Raw genomic sequence first — 15,669 nt, 5'->3', positions numbered from 1 at the left:
TGCCGCGCGCGCTGCAGGCTCAACGTTGCAGCGCGCGTCGCCCGGGTGCCTCCGGCAACGCTTCGTCGGCCACCACCACACGGTTGCGGCCCTGTCGCTTGGCGGCATACATCGCCGCGTCGGCGCGCGCCATCAGCCGCTCGTAATCGGGATGCCCATCGTGTCCGGCCACGCCGATGCTGGCGGTCAGCCCCAACGTCTGTCCATTGGGTAGGGAGATCGGCGATTGTGCGATCTGCCGACGCAGGCTTTCGGCAATCACCTCCGCCTGCGATTCGCTCGCCGCCACCAGCACCACCACGAACTCCTCGCCGCCGTAGCGGAACAGGTAGTCGCTGCCACGGGTCTGCTGGCCGAGCAGGGCGGCAACGTGCTGCAGTGCGCGGTCGCCGGCGTCGTGGCCGTGGCCATCGTTGATCGCCTTGAAGTGATCCAGGTCCAGCAACAACAGCGAGAACGGCGTGTGGTTGCGCGTGGACAATTCGATCTCACGGCGCAGCACGGTCGGCAGGAAGCGCCGGTTGAGCAGGTTGGTCAGCGCATCGCTGCCCGCATCCAGTTCGCCGATGCGTTCGAACAGCAGGGTCATCAGGTTGCGGATGGTGGCCAGGTCTTCACGGATCGCCGGCAGGGCGGTCAGACGCCGTGCCGGATCTTCATCCGTGGCGCGCTGCAGGCTGCTGTCGATGCGTGCCATCAAGCCGCCGACCTGCTGCGTCTCGCTGCTTTCGCCGAAGCTGGGAATGCCCTTGTGGGTGAACCACAGGCCGAATTCCGAGGTCGCCAGACTGGCGTTGTCGGCGCCTGTCGCATGGCCGGCGAGGGTGTACAGCAGGCTGTTTTCCCAATCCAGCAGCAGGGCGCGCTGGCGCTCGCGCTCGGTGCTGACGTTCTGCACCAGCGAGAACAGCCGGTACGCTGCATCGGTGCGCGACGAGCGCTCGCGGGCATGCGTATAGGCCAGGGTCATGCCCTCCATGGCGATGTCCATGATCGCGCTGAGGCAATCGATGGCGGCGAAGGCGGTGTCGCTGTCATGGGCGTCGGCGCGCAGGCGCACGAACAGCTCGTGCTTGAGCACGCGTGCTCCGCGAGTCACCAGGTCAACCGGAATGCCGACCCGCGCATGCACATCGCCGATCACCCGCTGTGCGGCGACCGTAGCGGCAATGCCATCCGCATCGGTGGTCAGCAGCTGCGCCAGCCAGCGCTGCATCGCCGGTTGCAGGCGCTGCTTGACCTGTTCATGGGACAGGAAGCGGCGCGCACGCGTGTCCTGCAGCAGCACTTCGTAGAAGCGCCGTGCCAGCGTCGGCGGTGCATCGGCGGCTACGGCATGCAGCAATGCAGCGGCGGCGGGGCCGGCCTGCAGCAGGCACTGCTGCCAGGCCTGAGCCAGCGGTTGGCTGGCTTCGTCCAGTTGGGGTGTATCCACGTCGATCTCTATCGGCGCACAACAGACCACGGTATCGGCCGCAGCTGTCGACGGTTGATGGCAGGTAAGCCGGCCAGTTTAAGCGCCATGCAGGCCGAAAAACCCGCGCAGAGCACATGCCGGCAGATGTCGCAATGCGTTGACGCATTTGAGAATCACTCGCATTTGTGAAAAAATGACGGCAGGAACCGACCTGCGGGCATCCCGCAGCGATCGTTCCTCCTCCCCCGTCGCCGCCTCGTGCCCTATGCCAGAGGCTTCCGCTGCCCTGCCAGAAGGTCCAGAACATGCCTGCACACACTCTTTCACCGCGCCCGCTGGCGCTTGCCGTCGCCACGCTGCTGGCTGCCGGTACGGTTACCGCGCATGCGGAAACCGATGCCACCGATATCGATACCGTGCATGTCACCGCCTCGCAGATCGCGCGGCAGGCGCTGGGCACCTCCACCATCACTGCTGAAGACATCGCCAAGCGGCCGCCGGTCAACGACATCGCCGAACTGCTGCGGACGATGCCTGGCGTCAATCTGACCGGCAACAGCGCGTCGGGCCAGTACGGCAACAACCGGCAGATCGATCTGCGCGGCATGGGCCCGGAAAATACCCTGATCCTGATCGACGGCAAGCGCGTGGGTGCACGCGACGCGGTGCGCATGGGCCGCAGTGGCGAGCGCAACACGCGCGGCGATACCAACTGGGTGCCGGCGGAAATGATCGAGCGCATCGAAGTACTGCGCGGCCCGGCGGCGGCGCGCTATGGCTCGGGTGCCTCCGGTGGCGTGGTCAACATCATCACCAAGCGCCCGACCGGCGACCTGACCGGCGCGGTTGACCTGTACGGCCTGGTGCCCGAACACAGTGCCGAGGGTGGCAGCAAGCGCGTCGGCCTGCAGCTGAGCGGGCCGATGACCGACACGCTGTCGTTCCGGCTGTACGGCAACCTCAACAAGACCGATGCCGATTCGCTGGATCTCAACCGCAACTTCGCCACCGCTGCCAACGCGGTACCGCCGGCGGGCCGCGAAGGCGTCAAGAACCGCGATGTCAACGCGCTGCTGCGTTGGGACGTGACCGCCAACCAGGTGGTCGAATTCGAGGCCGGCACCAGCCGCCAGGGCAACATCTATGCCGGCGACCGTGCGGTCAGCACCACCGGAACCTCCACCGGCGTCGACCTGGCCGCGCTGGCCGAGCAGCAGGCCGAAACCAACCGCATGTACCGCAGCACCGGCGCGATCACCCATCGCGGACGCTGGGGCGATGTCAGCTCGCGGCTGACGGCAGCGGTGGAAGGGGTCAACAATTCGCGCATCAACGAAGGCCTGGCCGGTGGCCCGGAAGGCAGCTTCAACGGCGCTGACTGGTCGACGTCGCGCCTGCGCAACTACCAGCTGGACGGCGAGGTCAGCTTCCCGACCACCCTCGGCGGCGCCGAGAACGTGTGGACGCTGGGCTTCGAATACCTCGACAGCCGGTTGACCGATCCGTATTCCATGAGCCAGTCCAGCAGCAGCGGGGGGGGCATTCCGGGCCTTTCGGCCGATCGCGCACGCGGCAAGTCCGATGCACAGACCACCGCTGTCTACGTGGAAGACAACATCTACCTGGGCGAACGCTGGATCGTGACCCCGGGCCTGCGCTTCGACCATCACAGCCAGTTCGGCAACAACACCAGCCCGAGCCTCAACGCGCAGTTCAGGCTCAACAGTGACTGGGTGGTGAAGGGCGGCATCGCACGCGCGTTCAAGGCGCCGAACCTGTATCAGTCCAACCCCGACTATCTGTATTACACCCGTGGCAACGGCTGCCCCAACGCATTGCCGAGCCTCGGCGCCGGCTGCTACATGCGGGGCAATGCAGATCTCAAGGCAGAGACCAGCCTGAACAAGGAACTGGGCGTGGAGTGGGCACCGCAGAGCGGCTGGCAGGCCTCGTTGACCTATTTCCACAATGACTACAAGGACAAGATCCAGGCCGGCTACACCCAGATCGGCCTGACGGCCGACAGCAAGGGCCGCATTTTCCGCTGGGAAAACGCACCCAAGGCCATCGTGCAGGGGCTCGAGGGCAACCTGGTGATTCCGCTGCTGGGCGAGCAGGGCGATCGCCTGAAGTGGAGCAACAACTTCACCTACATGGTGGAGAACGAAAACAAGAGCACCGGCCAGCCGCTGTCGGTGATTCCCAAGTACACCGTCAACACCATGCTGGACTGGCAGGCCACCGAGCAGCTGTCGCTGCTGCTGACCGGCACCTTCTACGGCAAGCAGGAACCGGCCACGACCAACATCAACAACGACCCGCGCTGCACGGCCAACTGCGATGCGTCCACCGTGCTGCAGACCCGCGGCGCGTACAACGTCTGGGGCGTGAGCGCGCGCTACAAGGTGACCGACACGGTCAGCGTGGGCTTCGGCGTCAACAACCTGGCCGACAAGCGCCTGTTCCGCGAGGCCAACAGCAGTGATGCCGGTGCGGCGACCTACAACGAACCCGGTCGCGCGTACTGGGCGAGCCTGCGTTTCGGGTTCTGATCCGATGCGGGGCTGCGCCGGGCGATCCCCGGCGCGGCCTGGTGGTTCACTTCACCTGACGGCAATCTCGCAGGTGCACGCCGCCGGTATCCATCTTGTCGACCACACCTTCCAGCTTCACCCAGTCATTCTCGCGCAGGGTGGTGCCCAGCGCCATCTGATCCGCGGCCAGTGCGCAGTGCACGGTGAAGTTGGCGTTGTTGTCGCCGTTCGACTGGCGCCCACCGATGCCACCGATGCCCTTCATCTTGGTCACCAGATAGCCTACTTCGATGGTTTTGCTGAAGCGGTTGGGCTGGGCTGTGTAGACCTGGCCATCGATGACGAAACGACGACCGAAATACTTGACGAGTAATGGCTGGTACATCGCGTCGGTGTCCGGTGCGGTGCTGGTGCCGGAAAACAGCGCTCTGAGCGGTGCGGTGTTGATCTCCCGTTGCAGCCGTTTGGAGTCCTTGCCCATTTCGGTGGACATGCCGACCGCGGTGGCCTGGATCGGCTTGTCGAAACCGCTGGAGACACGCACGGCTTCGGCGATCGCCTCGCCCTCCGCGCCGGTCTTGAGCTTGTCCAGCCAACCACACAGCGCGCTGCGAGCGTCCTCTTCCTTGGCGGTCTGCCCGCGTGACAGCTTGGTGCCGACCACCACGGTGCCTCCATTGGAGGCGGTGATGATGCTGACCAGGGGCATCTTCGTGTCGGTCTGCAGGACATACATCTGTCCTTCGGTCTCGGTTATGACGTCACCACTGACGAAGTTGTTGCCCTCATCAAGTGCCGTCTTGCGCAGCTGGCCCAGCGCACTTCGGGGCTTCAGCCCGGGTAGGGTGACCTCGGAGGTGAAGAACTGCCCATTGCGGGGGTCGCCTACCGAACGGAAATTCTGCTGGCAGGTCTTGGCCGAGGCGTTTGCGACAATGCCAAGCGCGCAGGCTGCGGCGACGGCGATCCAAGGTGTTTTGGTGGTCCACATGTTCCGGATTCCTTGTGCTGGTATGTCCATTGGGGCAACAGAGCCGAGGCGACCCGTCTGCCCGTCCCCGTCCAGGGGGATGCGGTCATCATAGTGTGGCCTGGCATGGGCGCAAGCTGCAGCAACCCGCCTCGCGGACTCCGCAATGTTATAAACACCGTGATAGTTTCCCAACGCCCGTCGGCGTAGCCTGCCTCCATCGCAAAGGAGCTGTTGCCATGGGTCACGACCACGATCACCTGCCATCCGAGATCCGCCACGAGAAACCCTTGTGGTGGGCGCTCGGCCTGACCTCCACCTTCCTCGTGGTGGAGGTGGTCGGTGCGTTCTGGACCAACAGCCTGGCGCTCCTGTCCGATGCCGCGCACATGGCCACCGACACCCTGGCGCTGATGATCGCGCTGGTGGCCGTGCGGCTGAGCCGGCGTCCGCCGGATGCACGCCGCACCTACGGTTATGCGCGCCTTGAAGCACTGGGCGCGATGATCAATGGCGCCATGCTGTTCGTGGTTGCCGGCTACATCCTGTGGGAAGCCATCGGTCGCTTCCGCCAGCCGCAGGAGATCGCCTCCACCGGCATGCTGGTGATCGCTGCGGTCGGTCTGGTGATCAACATGATCTCCATGCGCCTGCTGCAGGCCGGCAGCGGCGAGAGCCTCAACGTGAAGGGCGCCTACCTGGAAGTGTGGGCCGACATGCTCGGCTCGGTGGCGGTGATTGCCGGTGCGCTGCTGATCCAATGGACCGGTTGGAAGCCGATCGACCCGATCCTGGCCGTGCTGATCGGTCTGTGGGTGCTGCCACGTACGTATGTGCTGATGCGCGAAGCCATCAACGTATTGCTGGAAGGTGTGCCCAAGGGCATGGATGTGGCCAGGGTGCGCGACCGCCTGTCCGACCACGACGCGGTGTTGGACGTGCATGACCTGCACGTGTGGGCGCTGGCATCCAGCACGCCGGCACTGACCGCGCACATCGTGATGCGCGAAGGCGACGACGCCGACCGCCTTCGTCGCGAACTCGGTGATCGCCTGCACGATGATTTCGGCATCGAGCACGTGACCCTGCAGATCGAAGCCGACCATTGCGGCGAAGCCTGTGGCCAGCCATCAGCGGCCAAGGATGACGACCACGCCGGGCACGATCATGCAGCCACCGACGCGCAGGGCCATCGCGGTCACGTGCATCGCTGAGCGGTATTGCCCAGTTGCACCGCTATTTGTCGCGCCGCGAGGCCAGCCGATCCGCCAACCGGGTCGGCTCGGGCAGGCGATAGCCGCGCAGCGTGCGCCGCACCCAGGACAGCGCGGTATCGGCACTGACCCGATGCCCGCCGGCAACGAACAGCGGCTTGCAGCGCAGCTTGCTGCGCAGCACCCAGCCGAGCTGCTCGCTGCCATCCAGCAACGGCGTATGCGCGCCAGCGTCGGCGCCCGGCTCGACGAAGCGGCCGACCAGCTTCGATTTGGCCACGCCGATGCTTGGCAGGTCGGTCACCACGCCCAGGTGCGCGGCGATGCCCAGGCGGCGCGGATGGCTGATGCCGTGGCCATCGACGAACACCAGGTCCGGCGTGCGTGGCAGCAGCGCCAACGCGGCCAGCAGCGCCGGCAGTTCGCGGAAGCTGAGCAGGCCCGGGATGTAGGGCATGACGGTGGCGATGCGGGCGATTTCCTGCGCCACCGGCTGCAGGGTCTCCGCGTCGAGCAGTACGGCCGCGGCACGGGTGATCGCGCCGTCTTCCTCGAAGCCGACATCCAGCCCGGCCAGCCAGCGCACGGTGGCGGGCAGGTGGTCCTGGCGCTGCACGCGGGTGGCCAGCTGTTTCTGCTGCTCGCGCGCGGCACTGACGCTGCCTTCCCAGCGCCCGGGGTCGATCACGGTATTCATCGGCCACAGGATGACATCCCCACCGCCACGGCGCGGTGAGCGGGCGCCGGGGCTACAATGGCCGCCTGCCTTTCCTCGCGTTGGAGACCCTGCAGTGACCCGTAAACTCGTACTGTTGCGCCATGGCCAGAGCCAGTGGAACCTGGACAACCGCTTCACCGGCTGGGTCGATGTCGACCTGACCGAGCAGGGGCGCCGGGAAGCGGCTGCCGCCGGCCGCCTGATGCGCGAGGAAGGCCTGCAGTTCGACGTCGCCCACACCTCCGTGCTCAAGCGCGCCATCCACACCCTGCAGGGTGCGCTGGCCGAGCTTGATCAGGATTGGCTGCCGGTGAACAAGTCCTGGCGCCTCAACGAGCGCCACTACGGCGGCCTGCAGGGCCTGGACAAGGCCGAGACCGCCGCCAAGCACGGCGAAGACCAGGTCAAGGTGTGGCGCCGTTCGTACGACATCCCGCCGCCGGCGATGGATCTGGAAGATCCGGGCCATCCGATCCATGACCGTCGCTACGCCGGCCTGGACCGCAACGCGCTGCCGGGCACCGAATCGCTGGCCACCACCCTGGACCGCGTACTGCCGTACTGGCACGACGCCATCGCGCCGCAGCTGAAGGATGGCAAGACGGTGCTGGTCACCGCCCACGGCAACTCGCTGCGCGCGCTGTACAAGTACCTCAACAACGTGTCGCGCGAGGAAATCCTCGAGCTGAACATCCCGACCGGCATCCCGCTGCTGTTCGAGTTGAACGACGACCTCACGGTGAAGTCGTTCCGCTACCTGGGTGACCCGGAGGCGGCGCGCAAGGCCGCTGAAGCCGTGGCCAACCAGGGCAAGGCGAAGTAAGAACGAAGGGCCGGCGCACGCCGGCCTTCGCTTCTGTAGAGCCGAGCCCACGCTCGGCTGATGCATTGCCGACGTTTTCAGAAAGCAGCCGAGCATGGGCTCGGCTCTACAGGCGCACTCCTGTGACCTTTGGCCGGTCCGTATTGCCGGCCTTCCCGGCTACCCTGTGGAATTACCCGCAGGAGAGCCTCATGAACTTCCGCAATCTGGTCCCGTTGGGCCTGACCATCGCCATCGCCGCTTCGCTCGCCGCCTGTGGCAAGAACGAGACCGCGCCCGCTGCCGACGCCGCCAAGCCGGCGTTCGACCAGTCTCAGATCAAGACCGCGCTGATCTCGCTCAACAGCGCCGATCTGGATCCGTCCATCGCTGCATGCACGGACCTCAACGGCTTCGTCAACAGCAAGTGGCTGAAGGCCAACCCGGTGCCGGGCGACCAGACCACCTGGGGCAGCTTCGAGATCCTTCGTGAGCGCTCGCTGGAAGTGCAGCACGCGCTGGTCCAGCAGGCCGCCGCCAGCCAGGCCAAGGCCGGCTCGGTGGAAGCCAAGATCGGCGACATCTGGAAGACCGGCAACGACGAAGCGAAGATCGAGGCTGCCGGCCTGGCGCCGCTGCAGCCGACGCTGGACAAGATCACCGCGCTGAACGATACCGCCGCCATCACCCAGTACCTGCGCGACAGCCAGGCGCAGGGCCAGGGCGTGCTGTTCTCGCTGTTCGCCAACGCCGACTACAAGGATTCGGCCAACGTCATCGCCTATGTCGGCCAGGGCGGCCTCGGCCTGCCGGAGAAGGGCTATTACTTCGACGAATCACAGGCCAAGATCCGCGACGCCTACGTGGCCTATATCGCGCAGGTGCTGACCCTGTCCGGCGTGGACGCCGCGCAGGCCGCGGAGCAGGCCAAGGCGGTGATGGCGTTCGAGACCCGCCTGGCCAAGGCCTCGATGTCGCGCATCGAGATGCGTGACCCGGCCAAGCGCTACAACCCGCTCAGCGCCGCCGACGCGGACAAGCTGACCCCGAACTTCAGCTGGACCGCGCTGTTCGACACCCTGAAGGTGCCGGCCGCACAGAAGTTCTCGCTGGCCCAGCCGGGCTTCTTCAGCGAGATGGACAAGATGCTGGCCGACGTGCCGGCCGCCACCTGGCAGTCCTACCTGCGCTTCCACACCATCGATGATGCCTCGCCGTACCTGAGCAGCCAGTTCGAGAAGGCCAACTTCGAGTTCTATGGCAAGACCCTGCGCGGCCAGCAGGAAATGCAGCCGCGCTGGAAGCGCGTGCTGGAGTCGGTCAATGGCGGCATGGGCGAAGCACTCGGCCAGCTGTATGTCGATGCGGTGTTCCCGGCTGAATCCAAGGAGGCCATGCAGCACCTGGTGCAGAACCTGTCGGTGGCGCTGAAGGCGCGCCTGGAGCAGCTGCCTTGGATGGGCGAAGAGACCAGGAAGAAGGCGCTGGAGAAGTGGGCCAGCTTCACCCCGAAGATCGGTTACCCGGACAAGTGGCGCGAGTGGACGGGCCTGCAGACCAACGGTGACAGCTACCTGGGCAACATGCAGGCCGCGCGCGCGTTCAACTACCGCTACATGCTGGACAAGGTCGGCAAGCCGGTGGACAAGACCGAGTGGGGCATGACCCCGCAGACCGTCAATGCCTACTACAACGCCACCAAGAACGAGATCGTGTTCCCGGCGGCGATCCTGCAGGCGCCGTTCTTCGACGCCAAGGCCGATCCGGCGCTGAATTACGGCGGTATCGGTGCGGTCATCGGCCACGAGATGATGCACGGCTACGATGACTCGGGCAGCCAGTTCGCCGCCAACGGCAACTTCGACAACTGGTGGACCGACAGCGACCGCAAGGCCTTCACCGAGCGCACCGACCAGCTGGTCGCGCAGTTCGACGGCTACGAGTCGGTGCCGGGCGTGTTCGTGAAGGGCAAGCTGACCCTGGGCGAGAACATCGGTGATCTGGGTGGCCTGACCGTGGCCTACGATGCTCTGCAGATGGCGCTGAAGGAGAACCCGAAGGCGAACGTCGAGGTTGACGGCCACAGCCAGGACCAGCGCTTCTTCATGAACTGGGCCACCGTGTGGCGTCGCAACTTCACCGACGGTGAGCTGCGCGTGCGCCTGAACACCGATCCGCACGCACCGGCGAACTTCCGTGCCAACGGTGCGCCGTCGAACATGCCGTCCTATGCCGCTGCGTTCCAGTGCAAGGCCGGTGATGCGATGGTGCGCGCCGACGACAAGCGCGTGGTGATCTGGTAACCGATCGCCCGCAACGCGTGAAGCAGAAGGCCCGGCGCAAGCCGGGCCTTTTCATTGCGGTCGCCTACAAGCGGCTGCGGCTCAGGCCGGGCACTTCAGGTACTGCGACAACGTCGCCTGCCATGCGCTGGCCGGCTCGAAGCCCGGCACCAGCCCGCCCCCCGTGCCGGTGAAGTTGGACATGCCATGGGCCAGCATGTAGGTGGGGGTGTACGAGGGCGGCCCCACGCGCTTGCTGAAGCTGCAGATGCCAGCGACATAGGCGGGTGCCTTGTCGGGGGACAGCTGCGCCTTCAAGGCGCTGTCGAAGCGGCCGAGATTCTCCTCGCCCATCGCCGAACCCGCCATCGCCTTCAGCCCGTTGTAGGCACTGTGTCCGGTTTCGTCAGCGACCCGCTGGCGATCGAAATGGGCGAATACGCCAGCGATGTTGTAGAGATCGATGGCGTCCTGCATGCGCCCATCCTGCACGCAGCGGGGCAGGGCGTTCATCAGCGCGGCGGGTGAGGTGCCGGCGGTGACCTCGCTGCGCGAGAGGCAGGTGGCAGCGGAGGCGTTGCCCTCCTGCTGGGCCTGTGCGAACGGCGCCAGGGCCAACAGCAACAGTCCCAGCGGTGCGGGGGTGCGGGTGTTTCCTTTCATGGGTGGTACTCCTCGTAAGCAGGCGACCGTCTTTGGCCGACGATCAGCTTGCGAGGATTGCCGCGGCTGCGCAAGCGAGGCGCAGCCCAGCCGGTGAATGCTCAGGCCAGCGCCGGCTCGTGCTTGAGCATGCCGTGGAAACGTTGCAGTACGTAGGGGTCGATCGTGCCACCGGCCTGCTCATCGAGTATCCGCAGCACCGTCTCATGCTCCATCGCTGCGCGATAGGGACGTGCACTGGTCATCGCATCGTAAGCATCGACGATGGTGACGATGCGTGCGCCCAGCGGGATGTTCTCGCCCTGCAGGCCATCGGGATAGCCGCTGCCGTCGAACGCTTCATGGTGGGCACGGATCAGGCGCGCGACCGGCGCGGCATCGCTGCGACCGGTGGCCAGGAAGATGTGTTCGCCACGTACCGGATGTTCGCGCATGATCGCGCGCTCTTCATCGTTGTGCCGGCGCGGGCTCAGCAGTACGTCGTCGGGAATGCCGATCTTGCCGATATCGTGGAAGCGCGCGGCCAGGCCGACCTGCGTACAGGCCTCCTCATCCAGGTCGCAGTGCAGGGCGAGGTGCTGTGCAAGAAGGCCCACGCGGTCGCAGTGGTGGCGGGTATAGGCATCACGCATCTGCAGCGACATCGACAGGGCGTCGATCAGGCAGGCCTGCGCGTGCAGGAGGTCGGGAGGTCTGGGCTGGGGCATCGGGACTGGCGGCGCGGCGAAGCCACGCAGGAAACGGAAAGGCCCGCAAGAGCGGGCCGGGGCGGCGCATAGGGTACCCGCATCGGTGTTGCGCGGGGCGCATCGACGGTATCGCGTGGGGCCATGCGTTCAGTCGTGCGGCGTGTCCGTTGCCCCGGCCGCATCGGCAACCGGGGCGGCGTGGCTCAGCCGGTGGTCTGCAGGTGGATGCGATGGGCTTTGGCGAAGGCGTCCTGCGCGTCGCTCAGGGTCTGCATGTCTTCGTCCATCTTGGTCACGGCCTCATCCAGCGTCTGCAGCAGCGGGGTGACCTGATCTTCGCTGTAGCCATCGGGCAGTGCAGCCAGCTGTTCCATCACCGCGAACATCTGTTCGGTGCTCTTCAGGGAATCGAGCAGGTTCTGGTGCAGTGCATCGGCGTCCTTGCCATGGGTGAACTGCTGGACGAAGACCAGCCGGTCGGCGATTTCCTGGTGCGCGTTCTTCAGGCCGAAGCGATGCTGCTGCATGCTCTTGCCATCCTGCAGCGACGCATGGAAGGACTCACCGTTCGGGCCGTTGGTCCATTGCTCGACCATGCTGACCGTGCCGTTCCAGCTGGCGACATTCTCAAGCAGGTAATCACGGTTGCTCATGCCGCTGTGGCAGGCGGCCAGCAGGCCCAGGCTGGTGGCGAGCAGAAGGGGGGCGAAACGATTCACGGCAACACTCCTTGTCGCGGGCGCGGTAAACGGAAAGGGTACCGGTCTGCCGCCCGCGGCGGACCGGAACCTGGGAGATCGATCAGCGCAGGGCCAGGGTCAGCAGCAGCGCACGTGCGGCGTTGAAGCGGTCTTCGGGCAGCGGCAGCGGATGCTTGACGCGCAGCTTGTCCGGACCGTCCATGGCATAGAGGTTCGGTTGTTTCTGGATCAGCTGGATCACCGCCATCGGGTCGATGTTCGGCTTGGATTCGAACACGATGCGACCACCGTTCTCGCCCAGGTCCAGCTTGCGGATGCCCAGCATGCTGGCCTGCAGCTTCAACTCGGCGATGGCGAACAGGTTCTTGGCCGCATCCGGCAGCAGGCCGAAACGATCGATCATCTCCACCTGCAGCTCGCGCAGCGCATCGCTGTCGCGCGCGCTGGAAATGCGCTTGTATAGTGTCAGGCGGGTGTGCACATCCGGCAGGTAGTCGTCCGGAATCAGCGCCGGCACATGCAGCTCGACCTCGGCGCCACGCGCTTCTTCGCCGGCATCGATGTCGGGCAGATGGCCCTGCTTGATGCTGCGCACGGCGCGTTCCAGCAGCTCGGTGTACAGGCTGAAGCCGACTTCGGCCATCTGCCCGCTCTGGTCTTCGCCCAGCAGTTCACCGGCACCGCGGATTTCCAGATCGTGCGTGGCCAGGGTGAAGCCGGCACCCAGTTCGTCCATCGATGCGATCGCTTCCAGGCGCTTTTCCGCGTCGGGCGTGATCGAGCGACGGTCCGGTACAACCAGGTACGCATAGGCGCGGTGGTGCGAACGACCGACGCGGCCACGCAGCTGATGCAGCTGGGCCAGGCCGAAGCGGTCGGCGCGGTTGATGATGATGGTGTTGGCGTTGGGGATGTCGATGCCCGATTCGATGATCGTGGTCGACAGCAGCACGTTGAAGCGCTGCTTCTGGAAGTCCAGCATCACCTTTTCCAGCTCGCGCTCGGGCATCTGCCCATGGGCGATGCCGATGCGCGCTTCGGGCACCAGCTCGGACAGCTCGCGTTGCATGCGGCCGATGCTTTCCACGTCGTTGTGCAGGAAATACAGCTGGCCACCGCGTGCCAGCTCGCGCTGGAAGGCTTCGCGCAGCAGCGCGTTGTCCCACTGGGTGATGAAGGTCTGCACCGCCAGCCGGTTCGGCGGCGGGGTGGCGATGATCGACAGGTCGCGCAGGCCGGCCATGGCCATGTTCAGCGTGCGCGGGATCGGCGTAGCGGTCAGGGTCAGCAGGTGCACGTTGGCGCGCAGTGCCTTCAGCGCCTCCTTCTGGCGCACGCCGAAGCGCTGCTCCTCGTCGACGACGACCATGCCCAGATCCTTGAACTTCACGTCCGGCTGCAGCAGGCGATGGGTGCCGACGATGACGTCGATGGTGCCGGCGGCGACCTTCTCCAGCTCGGCCTTGATCTCCTTGGTGCTCTTGAAGCGCGACAACACCTCGACCTTCATCGGATAGTCGGCGAAGCGGTCGCGGAAATTGCGGTAATGCTGTTCGGCCAGCAGCGTGGTCGGCACCAGCACCGCCACCTGCTTGCCGGCGCTGGCGGCGGCGAATGCGGCACGCACCGCGACTTCGGTCTTGCCGAAGCCGACGTCGCCGCAGACCACGCGGTCCATCGGCTGGCTGCTGGCCAGGTCACGCAGGGTGGCGTCGATGGCGGCCAGCTGGTCCGGGGTTTCCTCGAACGGGAAACCGGCAGCGAACGGCTCGTACATCGCGCGGTCCACCTGCAGTGCCAGTCCGGCACGCGCCTGGCGGCGGGCCTGGATTTCCAGCAATTCGGCGGCTACATCGCGCACCTTCTCGGCGGCCTTGCGCTTGGCCTTGCTCCACTGCTCGCCACCCAGCGAATGCAGGGGGGCGGTCTCGGCCGAGGCGCCGGAATAGCGGCTGATCAGGTGCAGCTGCGCGACCGGCACATATAGCCGGTCGCCCTTGGCGTATTCGATCTCCAGGAACTCGCCGGGCATGCCGCCGACGTCCATCGCGATCAGTCCGCGATAGCGGCCGACACCATGGTCCTCGTGCACGATCGGTGCGCCTTCGGTCAGCTCGCCGAGATCGCGGATGATCGCTTCCGGCTCACGTCCGGCACGGCGCGTGCGGCGCGTGCTGCCTGCGCGCTCGGGGAACAGCTGGCGCTCGGTCAGCACCGCGATGTGCGGTGCATCCAGGGCGAAGCCGTCTTCCAGCGGCGCCACGGCAATGGCGAAGCGTTCGTCGCTGGCGAGGAAGGAGAGCAGGTCGGCTACCACTGGCGGCTTCAGCTCGGCGGCCTGCAGCACTTCCAGCAGGGCCTCGCGGCGGCCGGGCGAATCGGCGGCAATCAGCACACGGCCGGGGTAGTGGCCGAGGAAGGATTTCAGTGCGTCACCGGCTGGTGCTTCGCGCGCGGCCACCGGCAGCGGCGGCAACGGCTGGTCGCCCAGCGCATGCGCCTCGGCAATGCGCGCGTGATCGGCAGCCCAGACTTCGATGCGCGGTGCGTCGTTCAGACGCTCGCGCAGCAGGTCCGGCGACAGGTACAGCGCCGACGGTGGCAGCAGCGGCCGTTCAACATCATGGCGGCGTTGCTCGTACCGTTCGCCGGTCTGCGTCCAGAAGGTCTCTGCCGCTTCAGCGGCGCCGACGCAGACCACCGGCAGGCTGCCGGCCGGCAGGTAGTCGAACAGGGTGGCGGTGCGCTCGAAGAACAGCGGCAGGTAGTACTCGATGCCGGCCGGCGCCAGGCCCGATTTCAGGTCCTGGTACAGCGAACTGCGGCGGGTATCGACGTCGAAGCGCTCGCGCAGGGTGGCCAGCACCCGGGCGATGCTGGCGTCGTCCATCGGCACTTCGCGACCGGGCAGCATGTGCACCGCCTCGACCTTGTCCAGCGAGCGCTGGCTTTCCGGATCGAACGCACGGATCGAATCGATGTCCTCGTCCAGCAGCTCCACCCGCAGCGGCTCGTCGGCGCCCATCGGGTAGACGTCAAGCAGGCCACCGCGCACGGCGAAGTCACCCGGGTCCATCACCTGCGGCACGTTGCGGTAACCGGCGCTTTCGAGGCGACGCTTCTCCGCTTCCAGGTCCAGGCGCTGGCCGACTTCAAGATTGAAGCTGCCACCGATGACGTAGCTGCGGGGCGCCAGCTGCTGCAGCAGGGTCTGCACCGGCACCACCACCAGGCCACGCTTCAGCGTGGGCAGGCGGTGCAGGGCCGACAGGCGCTGCGAAATGATGTCCGGGTGCGGGCTGAAGCGGTCGTAGGGCAGCGTTTCCCAATCCGGGAACGCCACCACCGGCAGGCTCGGGTCGCCTCCCAGCAGGGTATGCAGGTCCGCTTCGAGCTGGTTGGCACCGTGGTTGTCACGGGCCACCACCAGTACCGGGGCGTCATGCGTCCGCGCGGACTGGGCCAGATACCAGGCCAGGGCAGTGGGCGAGGCGGGGGCGCGCCACCAGGCGCGGAGCTGGCCGGCACGGGGCAGCGGCGGGGCGGGGTAGGGAGTACGCGACATGAACTGCGGATTTTAGCAGAAGCCCCCGCCGGGCCCATGATTGTTACGTGACCGGGGTAGCGCCGGGCCATGCCCGGCGAGCGCAGCGGTCGGATCAACATCGCCGGGCAGGGC

11 protein-coding genes are annotated in these 15,669 nt (G+C 66.3%); 4 read left to right on the top strand and 7 right to left on the bottom strand.

Annotated elements, in window-relative coordinates:
- Nucleotides 1-19: 19 nt before the first annotated feature.
- Complete coding sequence (locus ACFX4F_RS18150; protein WP_380657627.1) at nt 20-1,435, bottom strand: GGDEF domain-containing protein; 1,416 nt, start codon at nt 1,433-1,435, stop codon at nt 20-22.
- 287 nt (nt 1,436-1,722) lie between these two features.
- On the opposite strand from ACFX4F_RS18150, the gene ACFX4F_RS18145 reads away from it, so the two are divergent.
- A complete protein-coding gene (locus ACFX4F_RS18145) occupies nt 1,723-3,969 on the top strand; it encodes a TonB-dependent siderophore receptor (RefSeq protein WP_099821101.1) in 2,247 nt (748 codons plus the stop codon).
- Nucleotides 3,970-4,015: 46 nt separating this feature from the next.
- On the opposite strand, the gene ACFX4F_RS18140 is transcribed toward ACFX4F_RS18145, so the two are convergent.
- Complete coding sequence (locus ACFX4F_RS18140) at nt 4,016-4,942, bottom strand: hypothetical protein (protein ID WP_380657624.1); 927 nt, start codon at nt 4,940-4,942, stop codon at nt 4,016-4,018.
- Nucleotides 4,943-5,160: 218 nt separating this feature from the next.
- Between ACFX4F_RS18140 and ACFX4F_RS18135 the strand changes: the two genes are divergently transcribed.
- Complete coding sequence (locus ACFX4F_RS18135) at nt 5,161-6,135, top strand: cation diffusion facilitator family transporter (RefSeq protein ID WP_099821103.1); 975 nt, start codon at nt 5,161-5,163, stop codon at nt 6,133-6,135.
- Between the two features lie 22 nt (nt 6,136-6,157).
- Here ACFX4F_RS18135 and nfi read toward each other — a convergent pair whose 3' ends face one another.
- Nucleotides 6,158-6,832, bottom strand: coding sequence for a deoxyribonuclease V (gene nfi, locus ACFX4F_RS18130; protein ID WP_380657622.1), 675 nt, complete (start codon nt 6,830-6,832; stop codon nt 6,158-6,160).
- 94 nt (nt 6,833-6,926) lie between these two features.
- Here nfi and gpmA point away from each other — a divergent pair, with 94 nt between their 5' ends.
- Together gpmA and ACFX4F_RS18120 are read left to right on the top strand one after the other, a co-directional pair.
- Nucleotides 6,927-7,676, top strand: a complete 750-nt coding sequence (gene gpmA / locus ACFX4F_RS18125; protein ID WP_100551968.1) for a 2,3-diphosphoglycerate-dependent phosphoglycerate mutase — start codon at nt 6,927-6,929, stop codon at nt 7,674-7,676.
- Between the two features lie 191 nt (nt 7,677-7,867).
- Nucleotides 7,868-9,958, top strand: a complete 2,091-nt coding sequence (locus ACFX4F_RS18120; protein WP_099821105.1) for a M13 family metallopeptidase — start codon at nt 7,868-7,870, stop codon at nt 9,956-9,958.
- A gap of 81 nt (nt 9,959-10,039) precedes the next feature.
- On the opposite strand, the gene ACFX4F_RS18115 is transcribed toward ACFX4F_RS18120, so the two are convergent.
- The 4 genes from ACFX4F_RS18115 to mfd form a co-directional block, all read right to left on the bottom strand.
- A complete protein-coding gene (locus ACFX4F_RS18115; RefSeq protein ID WP_099821106.1) occupies nt 10,040-10,600 on the bottom strand; it encodes a hypothetical protein in 561 nt (186 codons plus the stop codon).
- A 101-nt stretch (nt 10,601-10,701) separates the two neighbouring features.
- A complete protein-coding gene (locus ACFX4F_RS18110; protein ID WP_099821107.1) occupies nt 10,702-11,307 on the bottom strand; it encodes an HD-GYP domain-containing protein in 606 nt (201 codons plus the stop codon).
- 185 nt (nt 11,308-11,492) lie between these two features.
- A complete protein-coding gene (locus tag ACFX4F_RS18105) occupies nt 11,493-12,008 on the bottom strand; it encodes a hypothetical protein (protein ID WP_380657618.1) in 516 nt (171 codons plus the stop codon).
- An 82-nt stretch (nt 12,009-12,090) separates the two neighbouring features.
- On the bottom strand, nt 12,091-15,555 hold the full coding sequence (mfd, locus tag ACFX4F_RS18100) for a transcription-repair coupling factor (RefSeq protein ID WP_380657616.1): 3,465 nt from the start codon (nt 15,553-15,555) through the stop codon (nt 12,091-12,093).
- Nucleotides 15,556-15,669: the final 114 nt, after the last annotated feature.

It is taken from the genome of Stenotrophomonas sp. YIM B13575 (assembly GCF_042787595.1).
GTDB classification, from domain to species: domain Bacteria; phylum Pseudomonadota; class Gammaproteobacteria; order Xanthomonadales; family Xanthomonadaceae; genus Stenotrophomonas; species Stenotrophomonas lactitubi_B.
This window is presented reverse-complemented; position numbering and strand designations above follow the sequence as displayed.